General features: G+C 46.4%; 12 protein-coding genes, 4 tRNA genes, 3 rRNA genes, 1 pseudogene and 1 riboswitch. Of the genes and pseudogenes, 7 read left to right on the forward strand and 13 right to left on the reverse strand.

The genetic code is table 11. The features are described from left to right. The first annotated feature begins 94 nt into the window (after window positions 1-94). On the forward strand, window positions 95-805 hold the full coding sequence (locus P4S59_RS16200; RefSeq protein WP_337168679.1) for a glycerophosphodiester phosphodiesterase family protein: 711 nt from the start codon (window positions 95-97) through the stop codon (window positions 803-805). 35 nt (window positions 806-840) lie between these two features. Here the strand turns inward: P4S59_RS16200 and P4S59_RS16205 are convergent, their stop codons facing one another. Further along, the gene (locus tag P4S59_RS16205; protein ID WP_048624649.1) at window positions 841-1,323 is read right to left on the reverse strand and encodes a L,D-transpeptidase family protein; all 483 of its coding nucleotides are present in this window, start codon (window positions 1,321-1,323) and stop codon (window positions 841-843) included. 289 nt (window positions 1,324-1,612) lie between these two features. On the opposite strand from P4S59_RS16205, the gene P4S59_RS16210 reads away from it, so the two are divergent. After that, on the forward strand, window positions 1,613-2,608 hold the full coding sequence (locus P4S59_RS16210) for a 2-hydroxyacid dehydrogenase (RefSeq protein WP_054866878.1): 996 nt from the start codon (window positions 1,613-1,615) through the stop codon (window positions 2,606-2,608). 85 nt (window positions 2,609-2,693) lie between these two features. After that, the gene (locus P4S59_RS16215; RefSeq protein ID WP_005374274.1) at window positions 2,694-3,050 is read left to right on the forward strand and encodes a YibL family ribosome-associated protein; all 357 of its coding nucleotides are present in this window, start codon (window positions 2,694-2,696) and stop codon (window positions 3,048-3,050) included. Between the two features lie 163 nt (window positions 3,051-3,213). Here the strand turns inward: P4S59_RS16215 and P4S59_RS16220 are convergent, their stop codons facing one another. The 10 genes from P4S59_RS16220 to P4S59_RS16265 form a co-directional block, all read right to left on the reverse strand. Continuing rightward, window positions 3,214-4,245, reverse strand: a complete 1,032-nt coding sequence (locus P4S59_RS16220; protein ID WP_074189713.1) for a cytosolic protein — start codon at window positions 4,243-4,245, stop codon at window positions 3,214-3,216. Window positions 4,246-4,348: 103 nt separating this feature from the next. Further along, entirely contained in the window at window positions 4,349-5,110 is a 762-nt protein-coding gene (locus P4S59_RS16225) for a cytosolic protein (protein WP_337168680.1), read from the reverse strand. A gap of 277 nt (window positions 5,111-5,387) precedes the next feature. Continuing rightward, window positions 5,388-5,478 (reverse strand) — tRNA-Ser (locus P4S59_RS16230). A gap of 101 nt (window positions 5,479-5,579) precedes the next feature. Next, a 5S ribosomal RNA gene (gene rrf / locus P4S59_RS16235) occupies window positions 5,580-5,696 on the reverse strand. 93 nt (window positions 5,697-5,789) lie between these two features. Continuing rightward, window positions 5,790-8,678, reverse strand: a 23S ribosomal RNA gene (locus tag P4S59_RS16240). 351 nt (window positions 8,679-9,029) lie between these two features. Further along, a tRNA-Val gene (locus tag P4S59_RS16245) sits at window positions 9,030-9,105 on the reverse strand. A 28-nt stretch (window positions 9,106-9,133) separates the two neighbouring features. Beyond that, window positions 9,134-9,209: transfer RNA gene (locus P4S59_RS16250), tRNA-Lys, on the reverse strand. Between the two features lie 2 nt (window positions 9,210-9,211). After that, window positions 9,212-9,287 (reverse strand) — tRNA-Glu (locus P4S59_RS16255). A 90-nt stretch (window positions 9,288-9,377) separates the two neighbouring features. Further along, window positions 9,378-10,929 (reverse strand): 16S ribosomal RNA (locus P4S59_RS16260). Together the 16S, 23S and 5S rRNA genes with 4 tRNA genes alongside form the textbook arrangement of a ribosomal RNA operon. A gap of 482 nt (window positions 10,930-11,411) precedes the next feature. Beyond that, window positions 11,412-11,936 (reverse strand): DUF3087 domain-containing protein, encoded by a 525-nt coding sequence (locus P4S59_RS16265; protein WP_005391841.1) that lies wholly within the window; start codon window positions 11,934-11,936, stop codon window positions 11,412-11,414. Window positions 11,937-12,096: 160 nt separating this feature from the next. On the opposite strand from P4S59_RS16265, the gene trmY reads away from it, so the two are divergent. Further along, the gene (gene trmY / locus P4S59_RS16270) at window positions 12,097-12,696 is read left to right on the forward strand and encodes a tRNA (pseudouridine(54)-N(1))-methyltransferase TrmY (RefSeq protein ID WP_005459965.1); all 600 of its coding nucleotides are present in this window, start codon (window positions 12,097-12,099) and stop codon (window positions 12,694-12,696) included. Between the two features lie 80 nt (window positions 12,697-12,776). On the opposite strand, the gene P4S59_RS16275 is transcribed toward trmY, so the two are convergent. Both P4S59_RS16275 and P4S59_RS16280 read right to left on the reverse strand, forming a co-directional pair. Continuing rightward, window positions 12,777-14,120 (reverse strand): TldD/PmbA family protein, encoded by a 1,344-nt coding sequence (locus tag P4S59_RS16275; RefSeq protein ID WP_258507681.1) that lies wholly within the window; start codon window positions 14,118-14,120, stop codon window positions 12,777-12,779. Then, on the reverse strand, window positions 14,120-15,505 hold the full coding sequence (locus P4S59_RS16280) for a TldD/PmbA family protein (protein ID WP_337168681.1): 1,386 nt from the start codon (window positions 15,503-15,505) through the stop codon (window positions 14,120-14,122). Before P4S59_RS16280 ends, P4S59_RS16275 begins: the two co-directional genes overlap by 1 nt. A gap of 312 nt (window positions 15,506-15,817) precedes the next feature. Beyond that, window positions 15,818-15,925: riboswitch (TPP riboswitch) on the forward strand. Between the two features lie 96 nt (window positions 15,926-16,021). Here P4S59_RS16280 and thiD point away from each other — a divergent pair. From thiD to P4S59_RS16295, 3 genes and pseudogenes are all read left to right on the forward strand, one after another. Beyond that, window positions 16,022-16,881: pseudogene (gene thiD / locus P4S59_RS16285) on the forward strand (bifunctional hydroxymethylpyrimidine kinase/phosphomethylpyrimidine kinase). Continuing rightward, a complete protein-coding gene (locus P4S59_RS16290) occupies window positions 16,871-17,629 on the forward strand; it encodes an ABC transporter ATP-binding protein (protein ID WP_248380525.1) in 759 nt (252 codons plus the stop codon). Before thiD ends, P4S59_RS16290 begins: the two are co-directional and overlap by 11 nt. Next, window positions 17,622-18,422 (forward strand): ABC transporter permease, encoded by an 801-nt coding sequence (locus tag P4S59_RS16295; protein WP_074190220.1) that lies wholly within the window; start codon window positions 17,622-17,624, stop codon window positions 18,420-18,422. Before P4S59_RS16290 ends, P4S59_RS16295 begins: the two co-directional genes overlap by 8 nt.

Below are 18,422 nucleotides of genomic sequence, written 5' to 3' on the forward strand. Positions count from 1 at the left end.
TTATTAAGACGATCTGACAACATGCACCTTGAGGTATATCTTCAAAGCAAAAAACGAGTACAATCTGCTCAACACAAAGCAGAAGATGAAGAACATGGAAACATTAGTAATTGGTCATCGTGGTGTTGCTGGCTCATACCCAGAAAATACAAAAGTGAGCGTTCAGGCCGCCATTGACCTCGGATTAAATTGGGTTGAAGTTGATGTACAACCGACCAAAGATAATGTTTTAGTGGTTTGCCATGATCACACCATAAATCGATGCAGTAATGGACAAGGGCGTGTCGATGAACTGACTCTGGAAGAGTTAAAGGCGTTGGATTTTGGTAGCTGGTTCAGCGCAGATTTTTCAGGTGAGAAAATCATGACATTAGATGAGCTGCTCACTTTAGCTACTGAGCACAAGCTTAACTTGAATATTGAAGTTAAGGTAGATCGCCACCCAGCAGAAGAAGTGGCACAAGCTCTCGCCAACGTACTAGCAAAAAGTCCCATGCAGCAAGAGAAGGTACTACTCTCCAGTTTTAGTCATGATGTCATTAGAGCGCTGCATAAATACTGCAATGAGTATCGATTAGGTGTATTGAGTGAATTCTTAACGAGAAAAGATAAACGCCTTTTGGAAGAAGTTAACGCCTATAGCTGCAACCTAAACATTAACTGGGTTCGCTCGCGCCAAATAAACAAACTCCAGCAGGCGGGTTACAAAGTGATGTGTTATACAGTGAACAGTCCAAACAAACTGAAGTACCTACCTCAGTTAGACGGTATATTCAGTGATCATCCACAACGCTTTATGCCATAGCACATACCACCTTGAGCTTTAGAGGCACCATTTCGTTACCACTCAATCTGAATTGGTGTCCCCATCTCTACAAGCTGGATAAATTCATCCATCTCTTCATTGGTAATCGCAATACACCCATTGGTCCAATCAAAGCTTTGGATATAAATCGGCAACTGACTCTCACCGTTTTTTAAACCATGAATTTTGATGTTCCCTCCTGGGGACACACCTCGGCGCTTCGCTTCCAACGTATCAATCGCATCAGGGTAGCTAATATGCACAGAACGATAAAAAGCCGAGTCTTCTATGACGTAATCTAAGGTGTATTCGCCCTCAGGTGTACGATTGTCTCCCTCTTCTTGTTTATGCCCTTTAGGGTTCGCTCCTAAAGCAATGCGGTATTCTTTTAGTATTGTGCCTTGTTCCATTAAATACATTCGACGCTTTGACTTGTCGACTTTAACAAAATCTACAGCTGCATGGACGCCAGAAGCCAACACACAACACAAGAACATAGAGCACCATTTCACTGACATTGCCGGAACGCCTAACCTAACTAAAGTGAACAAGAAAAGAGCGATTATGCTAGTCAGTTAGCGCCCGTAAAGCAAACAGTATCTAGGGTAGAACCTGTATTACCCCAGGAGCTAAAGGGATGAACGCACAAGTGCAGAATCGTAAGATAATACTCATTGAAAGGCGTGATCGTTATCGTTGTTTGATATGGCAAAAGTTAAAGAGAAGATTTCTCTATTCATTCCGCCTAAGTTGCATTACTTTATAAGTATATTTATTTATAAAGTCCGCACTTTTTGAGAGGGAACCATGATTAATATTGCTTTTTTTAGTGCAAAATCCTACGACGAGGCCTCTTTTAATAAAATTAAAAATAACCGAAATTTTGAATTCCACTATCACGACTTCCGGCTAACCGAAAAAACCGCCAAAATGGCACATGGTTGCGATGTCGTGTGTGCTTTCGTCAATGATGACCTTTCAGCTCCCGTTCTTAAACAGCTTTCTCTAGGCGGAACTAAGCTTATTGCCATGCGCTGCGCGGGTTTTGATAAAGTTGATCTACAAGCCGCTAAAGAACTTGGCTTACAAGTGGTTCGAGTTCCTGCTTACTCACCAGAAGCGGTGGCTGAACACACAGTCGGTTTGATGATGTGCCTAAATCGTCGCCTTCACAAAGCCTACCAACGTACACGTGACGCCAACTTCTCGCTAGAGGGCCTAGTTGGCTTTAACTTTTACGGGAAAACCGTTGGTGTCATTGGTACAGGTAAGATTGGTATCGCGACGATGCGTATCTTCAAAGGGCTTGGCATGGAGCTGCTTTGCTATGACCCTTACGAAAATCCATTAGCACTAGAAATGGGAGCGCGTTACTGTTCGCTTGAAGAAATCTACGCTAATGCGGATATTATCTCTCTCCATTGTCCAATGAGTGAAGAAAACTATCACCTATTGAACGAAAAAGCCTTCGCGCAAATGAAAGATGGTGTGATGATCATTAACACTAGTCGAGGCGAGTTGCTGGATTCACTAGCGGCGATAGAAGCCTTGAAACAAGGTAAGATTGGCGCGCTTGGTCTAGACGTGTATGACAATGAAAAAGACTTGTTCTTCCAAGATAAATCTAACGATGTCATCGTAGACGATGTTTTCCGTCGCTTATCGGCTTGTCATAACGTGCTGTTTACTGGCCACCAAGCATTCTTGACTCACGAAGCACTTAATAATATTGCCTCAGTTACGCTCGATAACGTCGAAGCCTTTTTCTCTGGTAACGTATCGGGCAATGAACTGATTAACTAAAGCCAGACAATCGAGAAGTATAGTAGAGCGTGTGATCTCAGCTATGCTATACTTCTCGACTATTTAAAATTTGAGCCAAATTACCATGAGCATAAAAACTGATATTCAAAAGCTGCACAACCGTTTAGATACATGCCAACGTAAACTTGATGCGGCACGTTCTCGTGGTGATCACGAAATGATTACAAAGTTCACGGATGAAGTAGAACAGCTAACCAAAAAGCTTAACCAGTTAAAGCATAAGCAAAACTATGAGCTGAACAAAGAACGTAAAAGCTTACTTGATATGCCATTCTCTCGTGAAATCACCAAAGCAGAACAAGCGGACATCGGCAAACTGAAAAAACGCGTACGCGGCTTAGTAATCGTTCACCCACTAACAAAAGTTGGTAAAGAGCTTCGCCTCGATGTCATGACAGGCTTTGCGCCAAAAGAGTTTTAAACTCATATTAATACTCGTTGAGCCTAAGCATTTGCTTGGGCTTTTTATTTTGTACTGCTTCATTAAATGTCATCGAAATATCAACCCATAAGCTCCTAAAAAGGCCAGCGACAAAAGCCACGGACCTATTTTCAACCAATACCGTCTGCATTACATCTCAACGCTACGACAGTTGCTGCAACTTGTGCTCCACAACGGGGTCATTCGGAACTAGCTGCTGAGCCACTTCCAAAAGTTGTACTGCATCTTGCGGATTGTCATGCTCATGCTTCATCGCAATATCAACAAGTGGCTGAATATCGATTTGCGCTTGATGCTCCTTCACATGTTCTTTCTTTTCTTCAATTAGCACATTATGAGCGGTACTCAGTAGGCTCAAACGATGTTGTGAACTCGCATTCGCCTTGTTAAGACACTGATAGTAATCTTCTTTTAATCGCAGCGTTTTAGTCTGATGACGAAACTGCGCTATATCTATCTTCTGATAACGTATAAAGTCTACAGCCACTTGCTTATAAAAACCGAATTTATTCAAATACGTCGCGTGTGTACCATGTCCCATACCGAAGACTCTCAAGTGAGTGAGCTCTGGGTAGCGTTTGGCGTGAAGACGGTCGATTTCATTGGTTGGATCATAAATGATGTAACCTTTTGCATCTCCAAGGTCGAGGTCGTGGTACTTTCCTTCCCAATCAAATTGTTGGGCAAGTTCAGTACTTGGCCTGTCATCCCATGGCACTAGCACTTTGTTTTTTGTACTGACCGGGTGAAACATCAATACTTGATCCAACTTTAATAGATTGGAAAAAGCGCCAATAGCAAAACCACCGCGGCTAAGGCCATAACCTAAACGGCATTCAAAAGGCTCAAGTAATGTCGATAACTGCTCTAGAAAGAAAATCAAATTACGGCTGCGAAACCAGTTACTTTTCCCAAGGTGCTGAAAAGAAATAATATTTACTTTTTGTTTCTGGGCTAATCGATAGCCCCAAGGCGCAAAGTCTGAGTGTAAGTCCTGTACTTGTAGATTCGTACCAGCAGGGGAAAAGGTGAACAACAGCGGTTTATTTCGGTCGACAAACTCATACTTAACAAACACATCATCAAGTAAGTCCTCCCCGGACATCGGTAGCCTGGTTTGCTGTTCTTCACGAGAAAGAGCCAGCCATTCATCCAACCAGTACAGTAACTTCATTAATCCTCCATCTAAATTGCGCCTAGCAATTGTGTTAAAAATCTAGTTTTTAGTGTGTGATCATATCCCCCTGGTTACAGGGGACTCTGATATCAGTCCTCTTTTAAAACAAAGCGTGAATTTGCTTATTAAATTGGTCAATATCTATGGTTTGATGACGAACAAACTCCTTCGCCACCAGATTAAAAAATTCTAATTTATCTAATTGTGTGGATTGAGTGCCGTGCCCCATACCGACGACTTTTAAATGAGTTAGCTCTGGGTAACGTTCAGCATGAAGACGATCAATACGATTGGTGGGGTCATAAATAATGTAACCTTTGGCATTGCCCAAATCTCGATCATGGTAGCCGCTTTCCCAATCGAACTGTTGAGCAAGCTCAGTGCTGGGCCGATCATCCCATGGCACTAACGCTTTATTTTTTGTGCTAACAGGATAAAACAACAAAAGATGCTCCAACTTCAGTAAGTCAGCGAATGCGCCAATAGCAAAACCACCTCGGCTCTGCCCATAACCCAAACGACATTTGAAGGGATTTAGCAACTCCGACAACTGCTCCAGAAAGAAAATTAAATTCCGGCTACGGAACCAATTACTTTTACCTAAATGTTGAAAGGCAATAATATTTATTTGTTGTTGTATTCCGAGGTCGTAACCCCAAGGAGAAAAATCCGGAGTTAAGTCTTGTACCTGAGCATCAGTACCGGAAGGAGAAAATGTGAACAACAATAGCTTGTTAAGATCGACGAATTCATACTTCACAAAAACATCATCAAGTAAATCGTAGCCAGAAATTGGTAAAGCAGCATTTTGCTCTTTTTGAGTAAGCGCTTGCCATTCATCTAACCAGTAAAGTAGCTTCATTTTTTCTCCAAGTACATCAGCAGTATTTAGACTGAAACTCTATCAAAATGCTTTTAAGCATCCCACGTTGAGACTTAACAAAGCTCTACTTAAAGCCTAAATGACCTATGAAAATGTCTTCGATTGAAGATATTACTGCGTAAACTAAACCCAAAGTGAGTACGCTAAAGAACTTAGAGAAAGGGCCGGAGAAAAGCCAATTAGACGTTTTCGATAACAGCTGTTAAAAAACAGCAGATACAAAAAAACCGCTGTAAGAACAGCGGTTTTTTAAAGGTGGCGGAGAGATAGGGATTTGAACCCTAGATACGCTATTAACGTATGCCGGTTTTCAAGACCGGTGCTTTCAACCACTCAGCCATCTCTCCACAAATTGTCACTAAAACTTAGTCTTATACTATCGATGCTAATTTTTAGTTTTGCCTTCAGTTATCTTAATTAAAAAGAAAACTTGAAAGCGATATTTAAAGCCTGGCGATGTCCTACTCTCACATGGGGAAGCCCCACACTACCATCGGCGCTATTTCGTTTCACTTCTGAGTTCGGCATGGAAGTCAGGTGGGTCCAAAACGCTATGGTCGCCAAGCAAATTCTTTAATCTGGAAAGCTGTTTCTTAATTCTCGTTCTTACACATTCAATGTTCTTTCATTGAGTCCATCAAAACCCCTTGGGTGTTGTATGGTTAAGCCTCACGGGCAATTAGTACAGGTTAGCTCAACGCCTCACAACGCTTACACACCCTGCCTATCAACGTCGTAGTCTACGACAACCCTTTAGGATACTTAAAGTATCAGGGAGAACTCATCTCAAGGCTCGCTTCCCGCTTAGATGCTTTCAGCGGTTATCGATCCCGAACTTAGCTACCGGGCAATGCGTCTGGCGACACAACCCGAACACCAGAGGTTCGTCCACTCCGGTCCTCTCGTACTAGGAGCAGCCCCTTTCAATTCTCCAACGCCCACGGCAGATAGGGACCGAACTGTCTCACGACGTTCTAAACCCAGCTCGCGTACCACTTTAAATGGCGAACAGCCATACCCTTGGGACCGACTTCAGCCCCAGGATGTGATGAGCCGACATCGAGGTGCCAAACACCGCCGTCGATATGAACTCTTGGGCGGTATCAGCCTGTTATCCCCGGAGTACCTTTTATCCGTTGAGCGATGGCCCTTCCATTCAGAACCACCGGATCACTATGACCTGCTTTCGCACCTGCTCGAATTGTCATTCTCGCAGTCAAGCGGGCTTATGCCATTGCACTAACCTCACGATGTCCAACCGTGATTAGCCCACCTTCGTGCTCCTCCGTTACGCTTTGGGAGGAGACCGCCCCAGTCAAACTACCCACCAGGCACTGTCCGCAACCCCGATAAGGGGTCGACGTTAGAACATCAACACTACAAGGGTGGTATTTCAAGGACGGCTCCACGCAATCTAGCGACTGCGCTTCAAAGCCTCCCACCTATCCTACACATGTAGGGTCAATGTTCAGTGCCAAGCTGTAGTAAAGGTTCACGGGGTCTTTCCGTCTAGCCGCGGGTACACTGCATCTTCACAGCGATTTCAATTTCACTGAGTCTCGGGTGGAGACAGCGTGGCCATCATTACGCCATTCGTGCAGGTCGGAACTTACCCGACAAGGAATTTCGCTACCTTAGGACCGTTATAGTTACGGCCGCCGTTTACCGGGGCTTCGATCAAGAGCTTCGACCGAAGTCTAACCCCATCAATTAACCTTCCGGCACCGGGCAGGCGTCACACCGTATACGTCATCTTACGATTTTGCACAGTGCTGTGTTTTTAATAAACAGTTGCAGCCACCTGGTATCTGCGACTCTCAATAGCTCCATCCGCGAGGGACTTCACCGTCGAGAGCGTACCTTCTCCCGAAGTTACGGTACCATTTTGCCTAGTTCCTTCACCCGAGTTCTCTCAAGCGCCTTGGTATTCTCTACCCGACCACCTGTGTCGGTTTGGGGTACGATTCCTTACAATCTGAAGCTTAGAGGCTTTTCCTGGAAGCATGGCATCAATGACTTCACATCCGTAGATGCTCGACGTCGTGTCTCAGCCTTAAAGAGAGCCGGATTTACCTAACTCTCAAGCCTACGCACTTGAACCTGGACAACCGTCGCCAGGCCCACCTAGCCTTCTCCGTCCCCCCATCGCAATTGTAAGAAGTACGGGAATATTAACCCGTTTCCCATCGACTACGCCTTTCGGCCTCGCCTTAGGGGTCGACTTACCCTGCCCCGATTAACGTTGGACAGGAACCCTTGGTCTTCCGGCGAGGAAGTTTTTCACCCCCTTTATCGTTACTCATGTCAGCATTCGCACTTCTGATACGTCCAGCATGCGTTACCACACACCTTCAACCGCTTACAGAACGCTCCCCTACCCAATACTCAAAGAGTATTGCCGCAGCTTCGGTTTACTACTTAGCCCCGTTACATCTTCCGCGCAGGCCGACTCGACCAGTGAGCTATTACGCTTTCTTTAAATGATGGCTGCTTCTAAGCCAACATCCTGGCTGTCTGAGCCTTCCCACATCGTTTCCCACTTAGTAGTAATTTGGGACCTTAGCTGGCGGTCTGGGTTGTTTCCCTCTCCACGACGGACGTTAGCACCCGCCGTGTGTCTCCCGGATAGTACTTACTGGTATTCGGAGTTTGCAAAGGGTTGGTAAGTCGGGATGACCCCCTAGCCTTAACAGTGCTCTACCCCCAGTAGTATTCGTCCGAGGCGCTACCTAAATAGCTTTCGGGGAGAACCAGCTATCTCCAGGTTTGATTGGCCTTTCACCCCTAGCCACAAGTCATCCGCTAATTTTTCAACATTAGTCGGTTCGGTCCTCCAGTTGATGTTACTCAACCTTCAACCTGCCCATGGCTAGATCACCTGGTTTCGGGTCTATATCCAGAGACTGAACGCCCAGTTAAGACTCGGTTTCCCTACGGCTCCCCTAGATGGTTAACCTTGCCACTGAATATAAGTCGCTGACCCATTATACAAAAGGTACGCAGTCACAGGACAAGCCTGCTCCTACTGCTTGTACGTACACGGTTTCAGGTTCTATTTCACTCCCCTCACAGGGGTTCTTTTCGCCTTTCCCTCACGGTACTGGTTCACTATCGGTCAGTCAGTAGTATTTAGCCTTGGAGGATGGTCCCCCCATATTCAGACAGGATATCACGTGTCCCGCCCTACTCGATTTCACTGAATATGCGTCGTCAGTTACGGGGCTATCACCCTGTATCGCCAAGCTTTCCAGCTTGTTCACCTGACGCCTATAAAGCTTAAGGGCTAGTCCAATTTCGCTCGCCGCTACTTTCGGAATCTCGGTTGATTTCTTTTCCTCGGGGTACTTAGATGTTTCAGTTCCCCCGGTTCGCCTCGTTATGCTATGTATTCACATAACGATACTTACTTATGTAAGTGGGTTTCCCCATTCGGAAATCCCAGACTCAAGTGGTTTTTACTACCTAATCTGGGCTTATCGCAAGTTAATACGTCCTTCATCGCCTCTGACTGCCAAGGCATCCACCGTGTACGCTTAGTCACTTAACCATACAACCCCAAAGGGTCTTACAATCAAATCACCAAAGTTGTCTCTCATTATTTGAATGAGCGAGAGACATTCGATTTTGCCGGACTCATCTCTTTACCTTCATTTTTAGAAAAAATGAAAACAAAAAGCCAAGAACACTTGAATGTGTTTTTTGGTGTTTATCTTTCGATAAACATTGAGAACTTTACAAACAATCTTAAAGATTGTTTTGTCAGCTTTCCAAATTGTTAAAGAGCTATGTTTCTTCACAAGGAAGTTACATTTTCTAAAGACTTTCAGAGTCAAAAATGCCAACCAGTATCAATTGCTTGTTCTGGTTTGGACGTTTTATTCCAAAAATACTTAGAGAATGGTGGGCGATACCGGGCTCGAACCAGTGACCCCCTGCTTGTAAGGCAGGTGCTCTCCCAACTGAGCTAATCGTCCACATTATTTTGATTTCCGTGGAAGGAAATGGTGGGTCGTGCAGGATTCGAACCTGCGACCAATTGATTAAAAGTCAACTGCTCTACCAACTGAGCTAACGACCCAATGGTATCCCGTAGGGGAGTCGAACCCCTGTTACCGCCGTGAAAGGGCGGTGTCCTAGGCCTCTAGACGAACGGGACACTAAGTTGAACATCTTGGGGGATGTTCTATCTCTTAAACTTCATAAACCGTATCAATCTGTGTGAACACTCATCGCAATAATCATCGTATAAGGAGGTGATCCAGCGCCAGGTTCCCCTAGCGCTACCTTGTTACGACTTCACCCCAGTCATGAACCACAAAGTGGTAAGCGTCCCCCCGAAGGTTAAACTACCTACTTCTTTTGCAGCCCACTCCCATGGTGTGACGGGCGGTGTGTACAAGGCCCGGGAACGTATTCACCGTGGCATTCTGATCCACGATTACTAGCGATTCCGACTTCATGGAGTCGAGTTGCAGACTCCAATCCGGACTACGACGCACTTTTTGGGATTCGCTCACTTTCGCAAGTTGGCCGCCCTCTGTATGCGCCATTGTAGCACGTGTGTAGCCCTACTCGTAAGGGCCATGATGACTTGACGTCGTCCCCACCTTCCTCCGGTTTATCACCGGCAGTCTCCCTGGAGTTCCCGACATTACTCGCTGGCAAACAAGGATAAGGGTTGCGCTCGTTGCGGGACTTAACCCAACATTTCACAACACGAGCTGACGACAGCCATGCAGCACCTGTCTCAGAGTTCCCGAAGGCACCAATCCATCTCTGGAAAGTTCTCTGGATGTCAAGAGTAGGTAAGGTTCTTCGCGTTGCATCGAATTAAACCACATGCTCCACCGCTTGTGCGGGCCCCCGTCAATTCATTTGAGTTTTAATCTTGCGACCGTACTCCCCAGGCGGTCTACTTAACGCGTTAGCTCCGAAAGCCACGGCTCAAGGCCACAACCTCCAAGTAGACATCGTTTACGGCGTGGACTACCAGGGTATCTAATCCTGTTTGCTCCCCACGCTTTCGCATCTGAGTGTCAGTATCTGTCCAGGGGGCCGCCTTCGCCACCGGTATTCCTTCAGATCTCTACGCATTTCACCGCTACACCTGAAATTCTACCCCCTCTACAGTACTCTAGTCTGCCAGTTTCAAATGCTATTCCGAGGTTGAGCCCCGGGCTTTCACATCTGACTTAACAAACCACCTGCATGCGCTTTACGCCCAGTAATTCCGATTAACGCTCGCACCCTCCGTATTACCGCGGCTGCTGGCACGGAGTTAGCCGGTGCTTCTTCTGTCGCTAACGTCAAACAACGCCGCTATTAACGACGCCGCCTTCCTCACGACTGAAAGTACTTTACAACCCGAAGGCCTTCTTCATACACGCGGCATGGCTGCATCAGGCTTGCGCCCATTGTGCAATATTCCCCACTGCTGCCTCCCGTAGGAGTCTGGACCGTGTCTCAGTTCCAGTGTGGCTGATCATCCTCTCAGACCAGCTAGGGATCGTCGCCTTGGTGAGCCCTTACCTCACCAACTAGCTAATCCCACCTAGGCATATCCTGACGCGAGAGGCCCGAAGGTCCCTCTCTTTGGCCCGTAGGCATCATGCGGTATTAGCCATCGTTTCCAATGGTTATCCCCCACATCAGGGCAATTTCCTAGGCATTACTCACCCGTCCGCCGCTCGACGCCGTTATCGTTCCCCGAAGGTTCAGATAACTCGTTTCCGCTCGACTTGCATGTGTTAGGCCTGCCGCCAGCGTTCAATCTGAGCCATGATCAAACTCTTCAATTTAAGATTTTGTCGGCTCAATGAATACTGAACATTACATAAAGTAATGTTTGAATTGACTGTGCTGAATCCGAAGATTCAATGGTCACTTCGTATCATTGAAACCTAATTTGAAACCCCTCTTTATTAAGAGAAATTTCTAATTGGATTATCATCAACGAGTGCCCACACAGATTGATAGGTCTATATTGTTAAAGAGCTTGCTTCGTAAGCTTTGCTATCGAAGCGGAGGCGTATTCTAAGGAATTAACTTTCAGTGTCAAACACTTTTTAAAATTAATTTTTAGAAGCTTTTCTTTCGCCTTGTTGCCAACCGCTTTTGCGTTTCCGCTTTGCCCTGACAACGGAGGCGCATTATAGGGAGATGATTTTTCTTGGCAACCCCTTTTTAGAAAAAAACTTAAAAAAAAGCATCGAGTGATTAAATCTCACTCAAACGCTTAATTTTAGCACTCAGTTGTTAACTTCAAGTAGCAAATGGGCAATCAGTATGTGTCTACCCAGCTCTCTTTAAAGCTGGTGATATCAAGATCCAGTGATTGCTCCGCTTCGATTTGCTCAATTGCCTCTAATTCTTTATTTACACTACTCATCGTCAATGTGTTGTTGTCTAACTCAAACACTTGTTGTTGCGTTGTGTAATAGAACTTAAGCGTAGTGAGCGCTTTTACATCGTCATTGCTCGCGGCTGCTTTAATGCTTTTTAGTTTACGAAATATTTTGTTGTGCAGTTGCTTGAGCTTCCAAACGTACAACACCTCTTCCATGTATGGCCGAGTTTTAATTTGATTCAATAAAGAGAGGGAAGTTGCGACTGCGAGAAGGACACCAATCAAATTCCAGTGAAAGTTTCCCGTTGATTGTTCAGGTACGACTTCAGTGTTGCCAAACAAAACAATAAGCAAGGTACTAAAGGCAAGAGATGAGATAGCGAGCAACGCAACAAAACCGCCAATCACCAAGTTTACTTTCTTTTTATAAATGTCTTTATTTATCTTTTTGATTTCCATATACCGCTCCTAACAGGGTTGCCTCCTATTCTAACCAGCACACTCCGCACGACAATCGAAGCTTTGTAAGTAAGTTCACATTTACTATTAAACTCGCATCCCTTCCCTGCTTGGGTATATACTTCCGCGCATTCACTCTTCCTATATAGAGGCTAAATTCATGCGCTCTTTTGTTTTACGAGCTCGCGCGGCGCCAACGACCAGCAAAGCACTATTAGAAGGTGTTGGTAACGAGGCGCATACCGAGATCCTTGCTCATACCATGATGAACACCATGTTCGTGGCACAATCTCACCGTGAAGATGTGGTTGTCCACTTGGTATTAGAGAGCACGAAGGATTACTCGCGCACGATTACCATTCGTTCAAACGACATTACCAATATTGGTGGTTTTCACGAGTCAACGTTGATCGCTGCCGTTGCCCGTGCGTTAGACGCATCTGTTGGTATGGGTAAAGAGCAGCTTCGTGAAGTTGAACCCGGTATTACGGTTCGTACAGTGAGCTTTGAACGCTTGGTGCAAGAACTGGCGGAAGACCACCAACTTTATATGTTGGACAAGAAAGGCGAATTTGTTCGTGACGCAGAAATTGGTGAAAATCCATGTTTCTTACTAACCGATCACATTCCGATGCCAAAGAAGTCGTTCAACAGCTTGAAGCGCCTAGGTACTGAGAAAATCAGCCTTGGGCCTAAGATGCTGTTTGCTTCTCAGTGTGTAGTACTGATCCACAACGAACTGGATATCCGCGAATTCTAGTTATTCGCGTACACGTTGCTAGATGATGAAAGAGGACTCGATTGAGTCCTCTTTTTTGTTTCTGATTTTCTATACCGCGCTTATTTGCCGCCAATACTCAAGCGAGCAAAACGCACATCTGGCGCGAAGAAAGTGCGGCTATCATTAATAAGCTGGGTATCACCCACAGCTTCTACTTCTTGCAGCATCTTGTAGAAGTTACCTGCAACTGTAATTCCGCGCACAGGTTGAACACGTTGACCATCACGGCACAAGAAACCACTCGCACCAAATGAGAAATCACCACTGACAGCATCTGCACCAGAGTGAACCCCTTGCAGCTCCACTAATTCTAGGTATTCACCTGCTTTGACTTCTGACGCACTGCTGTTGCCTGTCGCAATCACTTTGTGATTCGCTGATACGTCTAAGCTCGATTTTGCACCGCGAGCGGCACTTGCTGTCGAGACTGCGCCCAAGTAACTTGCGGTCTGGCTGTTGTGTAGCAAGGTTTTCAACTCACCATTAGCAATCATCACATTATCTTGAGTAGCGAAGCCTTCACTATCAAAACTCGCGATTGCCATACCATTTGGCATGTAAGCCGCATCGGTAAAGGTGATCAGTTCACTTGCAACGCTTTGACCAAGCTTGTCACCCAGTGGCGAGATGCCTTTCATCGCACTCACACCAGAAAACGCACTGCCGAATGCACCAAACAGGCTGCTTAAAGCATTGATGTGGAAAATGGCCGGATAGTTACCTGTCGCAACCGGAGCGCCTTCAAGAAGATCGCGAGCAAGGTTGTAACCGCCTTCTATACAATAAGCTGGATCCAACTCATCAAAACGGCGACCTAGCGACATTCTTCCCGCCATCGACTGTTTGCCGTCTTTTTCAAACAAGGTATACGCGTAACAAGTGAACGATCGCTCGAAATGTTGACATAACGTACCTTGAGTATTCGCGATGATGAGCTGAGTTTCACCGTCACTGTAACCATTGTATGGTGAGCTTGAAGCGTGAGGCAGAGCCACAACACCTTGCTCAAGCGCAAGGGACAGTTCAATTTTCTCATCGACCGATGTGGTATCGTCTTGCGCAATTTCTGCAATATCAGTGGTGATTTGGCTGTTCACGCAACTAATGCTCTGATGTTCATCTTGCTTGGAAAAGCGAGCACTTTGCAGCGCGTTTGTGAGCATCAAATCTAAACTTGGTTGCTCGAGTGATTCAGAATAACTTGTCGCGACACGAGCATCTTTAATAACTCGAACACCCAGCACTTGGCTTGAGCTAACTTTGTACTCATCCAGCTTGCCTTGGTTTGCTTTCAGAGAAAAGCTGCTGTTGCGGTTTACAATGACGTCCGCTTCTGCGCCTTGACGCTTTGCTTCTGATAGGACGTAATCAACCGCATTAAGAAGTTGTTGTTCTTGGCTCATTAGTTACCGCCTCCTACCAGAATATTATCTACTTTCAGTGTTGGCTGACCGACTGTTGTTGGTACTGAACCACTTACTGAACCACACATGCCCGGCGCAAGCGCCATGTCTTTGCCGACCATGCTGATTTCTTTCAGCACTTTTGGACCCGTGCTGATCAGTGTTGCTGTTTTCAGAGGCTTGGTGATTTTGCCATTTTCAATGAGGTAAGCTTCACGAACGGCAAAGTTGAACTCGCCCGTACCCGGTTGAACCGAGCCGCCGCCCATCTTCTTCGCATAGATACCACGCTCGATGCCTGCCAGCATGTCATCAAGTGAATGCTCGCCTTCTTCGATAAAGGTGTTACGCATCCGCGAGGTTGGTGCGAACTTGTAGTTCTGACGACGACCAGAACCCGTAGGCTCATAACCTGTCTTCATGCCACCCATTTTATCGACCATAAAGCTGGTTAGCTTACCGTCTTTGATCAATTGAGTTCGCTGAGTCTTCATGCCTTCGTCATCAACATGAATCGAGCCCCATTCGTTGGTCATGGTGCCATCATCGACAGCATTCACTGCAGTGTGAGCAACCATTTCGCCCATTTTGTCGTGGAATACGGACGCTTTCTTCGCAACCGAAGTGGTTTCGAGTAAGTGACCACACGCTTCATGGAAGATAACGCCGCCAAAGCCGTTACCAATTACCACTGGCATTTCACCCGATGGACAAGCATCCGCGCCAAGTTTCACTAACGCTTGCTGCGCGATAGTTTGACCCAGCTCTTTCGCATCTATCTGCTCACTGAACTCCCAACCGGCAAGAGCGCCAGGACCTTCCATACCAGAAGACTGCTCATTACCTTTTTGAGCAACGGTGTTACCCGCCACACGAATGTAGTGACGCGTATCGTCTACATGCAAACCTTCTGAGTTGAAGATAGACACTTGCTGCTCGCGCTGAAGCACACTACCAATGAACTGGCTGATGTACTCACTTTCTGCACGCGCAGCTTGGTCAACTTTCAATAGAAACGCGATTTTTGAATCTAAGTTGGCATCCTGACTTAACGGCATGCGGCAACCGTGTTGGATTGGGTAGCGGTTCAAATTTAAAGAACCTGCTAACGCGATTTGTTCACGCTTGTCTTTTGCCGCAAGCAATGAGGTTACGCGTTTTAGCTCGGCTTCGTCCGTGCTATTGGTGTATCCATAAAGCACTTTGTGACCGAAGAAGAGGCGAATACCGATACCAAAATCGATACCCGAGTTAACCTTATCCACTTCACCAGATGCGATCTGGACGGTGTTAGTTTGATGATGTTCAACGAATAGTTCAGCGAAATCAGCCCCTAAAAAGAGAGCATGATCGATCACTGACTTCGCTGTTGCAGAATTAAGCATGAAGTCTCCTTGCTCGATGATCGTCTTAGCCTTCCTAATTAACTGTCGAAAAGTTCAACAAAGTTAAATTGGCAACGCGTTAAATTTTAACAGTTTTTTAACCTTGTTTTATGCTAATCCTTGCTTAGCGAGACCACGATTATTTATTAAATATTCCAGGTTCAGTTCTTTCACCAGAGCGTTGCACTAGTAAATTCCACACGACGAACCATTTAGATGCTTACTCTATCACTCACCTCGCATAATTGAATACTCAATAATAATTACTCTCAAAAAACGTATCCCTTCTACAAGGGTCCTGCTATCATCCGAGCGAAATAGTCGGGGGGCCACGCGATAAGCGTTGGCTGAGATCGAGATTCGAGACCCGTTGAACCTGATTCAGTTAGCACTGACGTAGGGAACTATGCGCACTTTGCCTTTCGCCGCTCCTCTTTGGCGAGCGAAACGATCGAACAATCGATCTATCCACAACGGTCAAAGTCAGTTCCTATACGTCTTGTAGTAGGAGCGACCATGACGCAGCAATCACAGCCATCTTTACACCAGGCACAATCACCTATAACCACCCCTGTTGTCTTAACCATCGCAGGCTCCGACAGCGGCGGCGGCGCAGGCATCCAAGCCGATATCAAAGCGATGTCCGCAACTGGCAGCTTTGCTTGCTCGGTAATCACGGCGATTACTTCGCAAAATACCCAAGGCGTTTCTGCGATTTTCCCCATTCCTCTCGACCATGTAGAGAGCCAACTTGATGCAGTATTTACCGACCTCAACATCGTTGCAGTCAAAGTGGGCATGCTAGCCGACTCCAACATCATCAAAGTTGTTGCAGACAAAATTAAACAATACCAGCCAAAACACCTCGTGATTGACCCTGTAATGGTGGCCACCAGCGGCGATTTACTGCTTGAGCAATCAGCAATCAGCACATTAAAAGAAGAGTTAATTCCACTGGCAAACATCATCACTCCTAACCTGCCAGAGGGTGCCGCACTGACGGGTAAGCCAGTGCCTCAATCAGAATCTGAAATGAACGATATGATTACCGACCTTCGTGCGCTTGGCGCCAAAGCTATTCTGCTCAAAGGCGGTCACCTTGAAGAAAATGAAAACAGCAACGATTTGCTGATCATGCAAGACAGTGCCGAGTTAATTAGCGCCAAGCGATTTCCAACCAAAAACACCCATGGCACAGGCTGTACACTGTCTTCCGCCATTGCGTCTTACCTTGGTCAAGGCAACAACCTGCACAAAGCGGTTCACCTTGGTAAGCAGTACATCAGCCAAGCTATCGCACACGCTGATGAATTGGAAGTGGGGAAAGGTCACGGGCCAGTGAATCACTTTTTTCGGGTCATACTTATGTTCGCTAACGCGATTGGCATTCAGCTTTCCGACGCCAGTTTGCAATACAAAGACAGCCAAACACCGACTTTAGCGGGAGTGAACATGACCATTCCTGTCGGTCAATGGACGGTATTACTCGGACGAAGTGGCTGCGGGAAAACCACAATATTGCGTTACTTAGCTGGTTTACTGGATGACCAAGTTGACTGGCATGGCGAACTCATCACAACCGATGGCGCTGCACTGCATGACCGTATCGCTTATATGGCTCAGCAGGATTTATTGCTACCGTGGCTTAACGTGCTGGATAACGTCTGCCTCAGCTCGCGCTTTTCTCACACCAACTCAAATCCAGCGGATGAGAAACAACGCGCTCTCAACTTGTTAGAGCACGTTGGGTTGGCAGATTACGCTTACGCCAAACCCGCTCAACTCTCCGGAGGTATGCGACAGCGCGTAGCCCTTGCTCGCACTCTGATGCAAGACAAACCTTTGGTTTTGATGGATGAACCTTTCTCGGCATTGGACGCCGTGACTCGCCACAAATTGCAAACTCTCTCTGCCGAGCTACTAAAAGACAAAACCGTTGTCTTGATTACACACGATCCGCAAGAAGCAGTGCGATTGGCGCATCAACTCTATGTGTTACAAGGCACGCCTGCTCAAGCGCAGCACTTGGTTGTTCCGGACGCCAAGCCACCAAGATCTCTCGATGGAGAATGCGCAACTCTACAACAAGCGATTTTGAATCAATTGGAGAAAGACTATGAGTGATATGACTCAGTACAACTCCGTTTCGGCGCGTATCAGTAAAAAGGAACGCGTGACTCATCCGGCATTGCGTCTGCTAATCAGCGCAGCCGTGATCTTAGGTTTGTGGCAACTCATTGTAGTGGTGTTTGACATGCCAAGCTTCATCTTGCCTTCGCCGATTGAAGTATTGGATAGATTAGTCACTCGATACGACGTGCTACTCAAACACACTTGGGTTACCGCGCAAGAGATCCTACTTGGCCTCGCACTCGGCTTATCAATGGGTTTGCTGTTCGCATTACAAATGCTGATGTTCGAGCCGCTCAAACGCTGGCTATTGCCGATTCTTATCGCTAGCCAAGCCATTCCAGTATTTGCTATCGCGCCCGTGTTGATGCTTTGGCTGGGTTACGGCATTGCATCGAAAGTAGTTATGGCGGCCATCATCATCTTTTTCCCTGTAACAACTTGTTGTTACGACGGACTGCGCAACACCCCCACCGGCTATCTCGATCTTGCCAAAACCATGGGCGCATCGAAATGGCAATTACTGCGCCATATTCAACTCCCTGCCGCCCTACCAACGTTAGCGTCTGGTATTCGTGTTGCCGTAGTTATTGCGCCGATTGGTGCCGTGGTAGGTGAATGGGTTGGTTCAAGTGAGGGCCTAGGCTATCTGATGCTGCAAGCCAACGCTCGCATGATCATCGATGAGATGTTCGCGGCGCTGTTTATTCTCGCCGCACTGTCTATCACACTCTATTTCACCACTGACAAATTACTGAAAAAAGCCATTCCCTGGGAAAACAAATAG

Source organism: Vibrio sp. M60_M70 (genome assembly GCF_037162085.1).
GTDB lineage: Bacteria > Pseudomonadota > Gammaproteobacteria > Enterobacterales > Vibrionaceae > Vibrio > Vibrio diabolicus.

What these genes read in the sequence shown, in the direction of transcription:
- P4S59_RS16225 (WP_337168680.1), bottom strand. Translation starts at nt 5,110, where the DNA reads ATGAAGCTACTTTACTGGTTAGATGAATGGCAAGCGCTTACTCAAAAA.
- P4S59_RS16205 (WP_048624649.1), bottom strand. Translation starts at nt 1,323, where the DNA reads ATGTCAGTGAAATGGTGCTCTATGTTCTTGTGTTGTGTGTTGGCTTCT.
- P4S59_RS16265 (WP_005391841.1), bottom strand. Translation starts at nt 11,936, where the DNA reads ATGGAAATCAAAAAGATAAATAAAGACATTTATAAAAAGAAAGTAAAC.
- P4S59_RS16280 (WP_337168681.1), bottom strand. Translation starts at nt 15,505, where the DNA reads ATGCTTAATTCTGCAACAGCGAAGTCAGTGATCGATCATGCTCTCTTT.
- P4S59_RS16210 (WP_054866878.1), top strand. Translation starts at nt 1,613, where the DNA reads ATGATTAATATTGCTTTTTTTAGTGCAAAATCCTACGACGAGGCCTCT.
- P4S59_RS16290 (WP_248380525.1), top strand. Translation starts at nt 16,871, where the DNA reads ATGTTCGCTAACGCGATTGGCATTCAGCTTTCCGACGCCAGTTTGCAA.
- P4S59_RS16220 (WP_074189713.1), bottom strand. Translation starts at nt 4,245, where the DNA reads ATGAAGTTACTGTACTGGTTGGATGAATGGCTGGCTCTTTCTCGTGAA.
- trmY (WP_005459965.1), top strand. Translation starts at nt 12,097, where the DNA reads ATGCGCTCTTTTGTTTTACGAGCTCGCGCGGCGCCAACGACCAGCAAA.
- P4S59_RS16275 (WP_258507681.1), bottom strand. Translation starts at nt 14,120, where the DNA reads ATGAGCCAAGAACAACAACTTCTTAATGCGGTTGATTACGTCCTATCA.
- P4S59_RS16215 (WP_005374274.1), top strand. Translation starts at nt 2,694, where the DNA reads ATGAGCATAAAAACTGATATTCAAAAGCTGCACAACCGTTTAGATACA.
- P4S59_RS16200 (WP_337168679.1), top strand. Translation starts at nt 95, where the DNA reads ATGGAAACATTAGTAATTGGTCATCGTGGTGTTGCTGGCTCATACCCA.
- P4S59_RS16295 (WP_074190220.1), top strand. Translation starts at nt 17,622, where the DNA reads ATGAGTGATATGACTCAGTACAACTCCGTTTCGGCGCGTATCAGTAAA.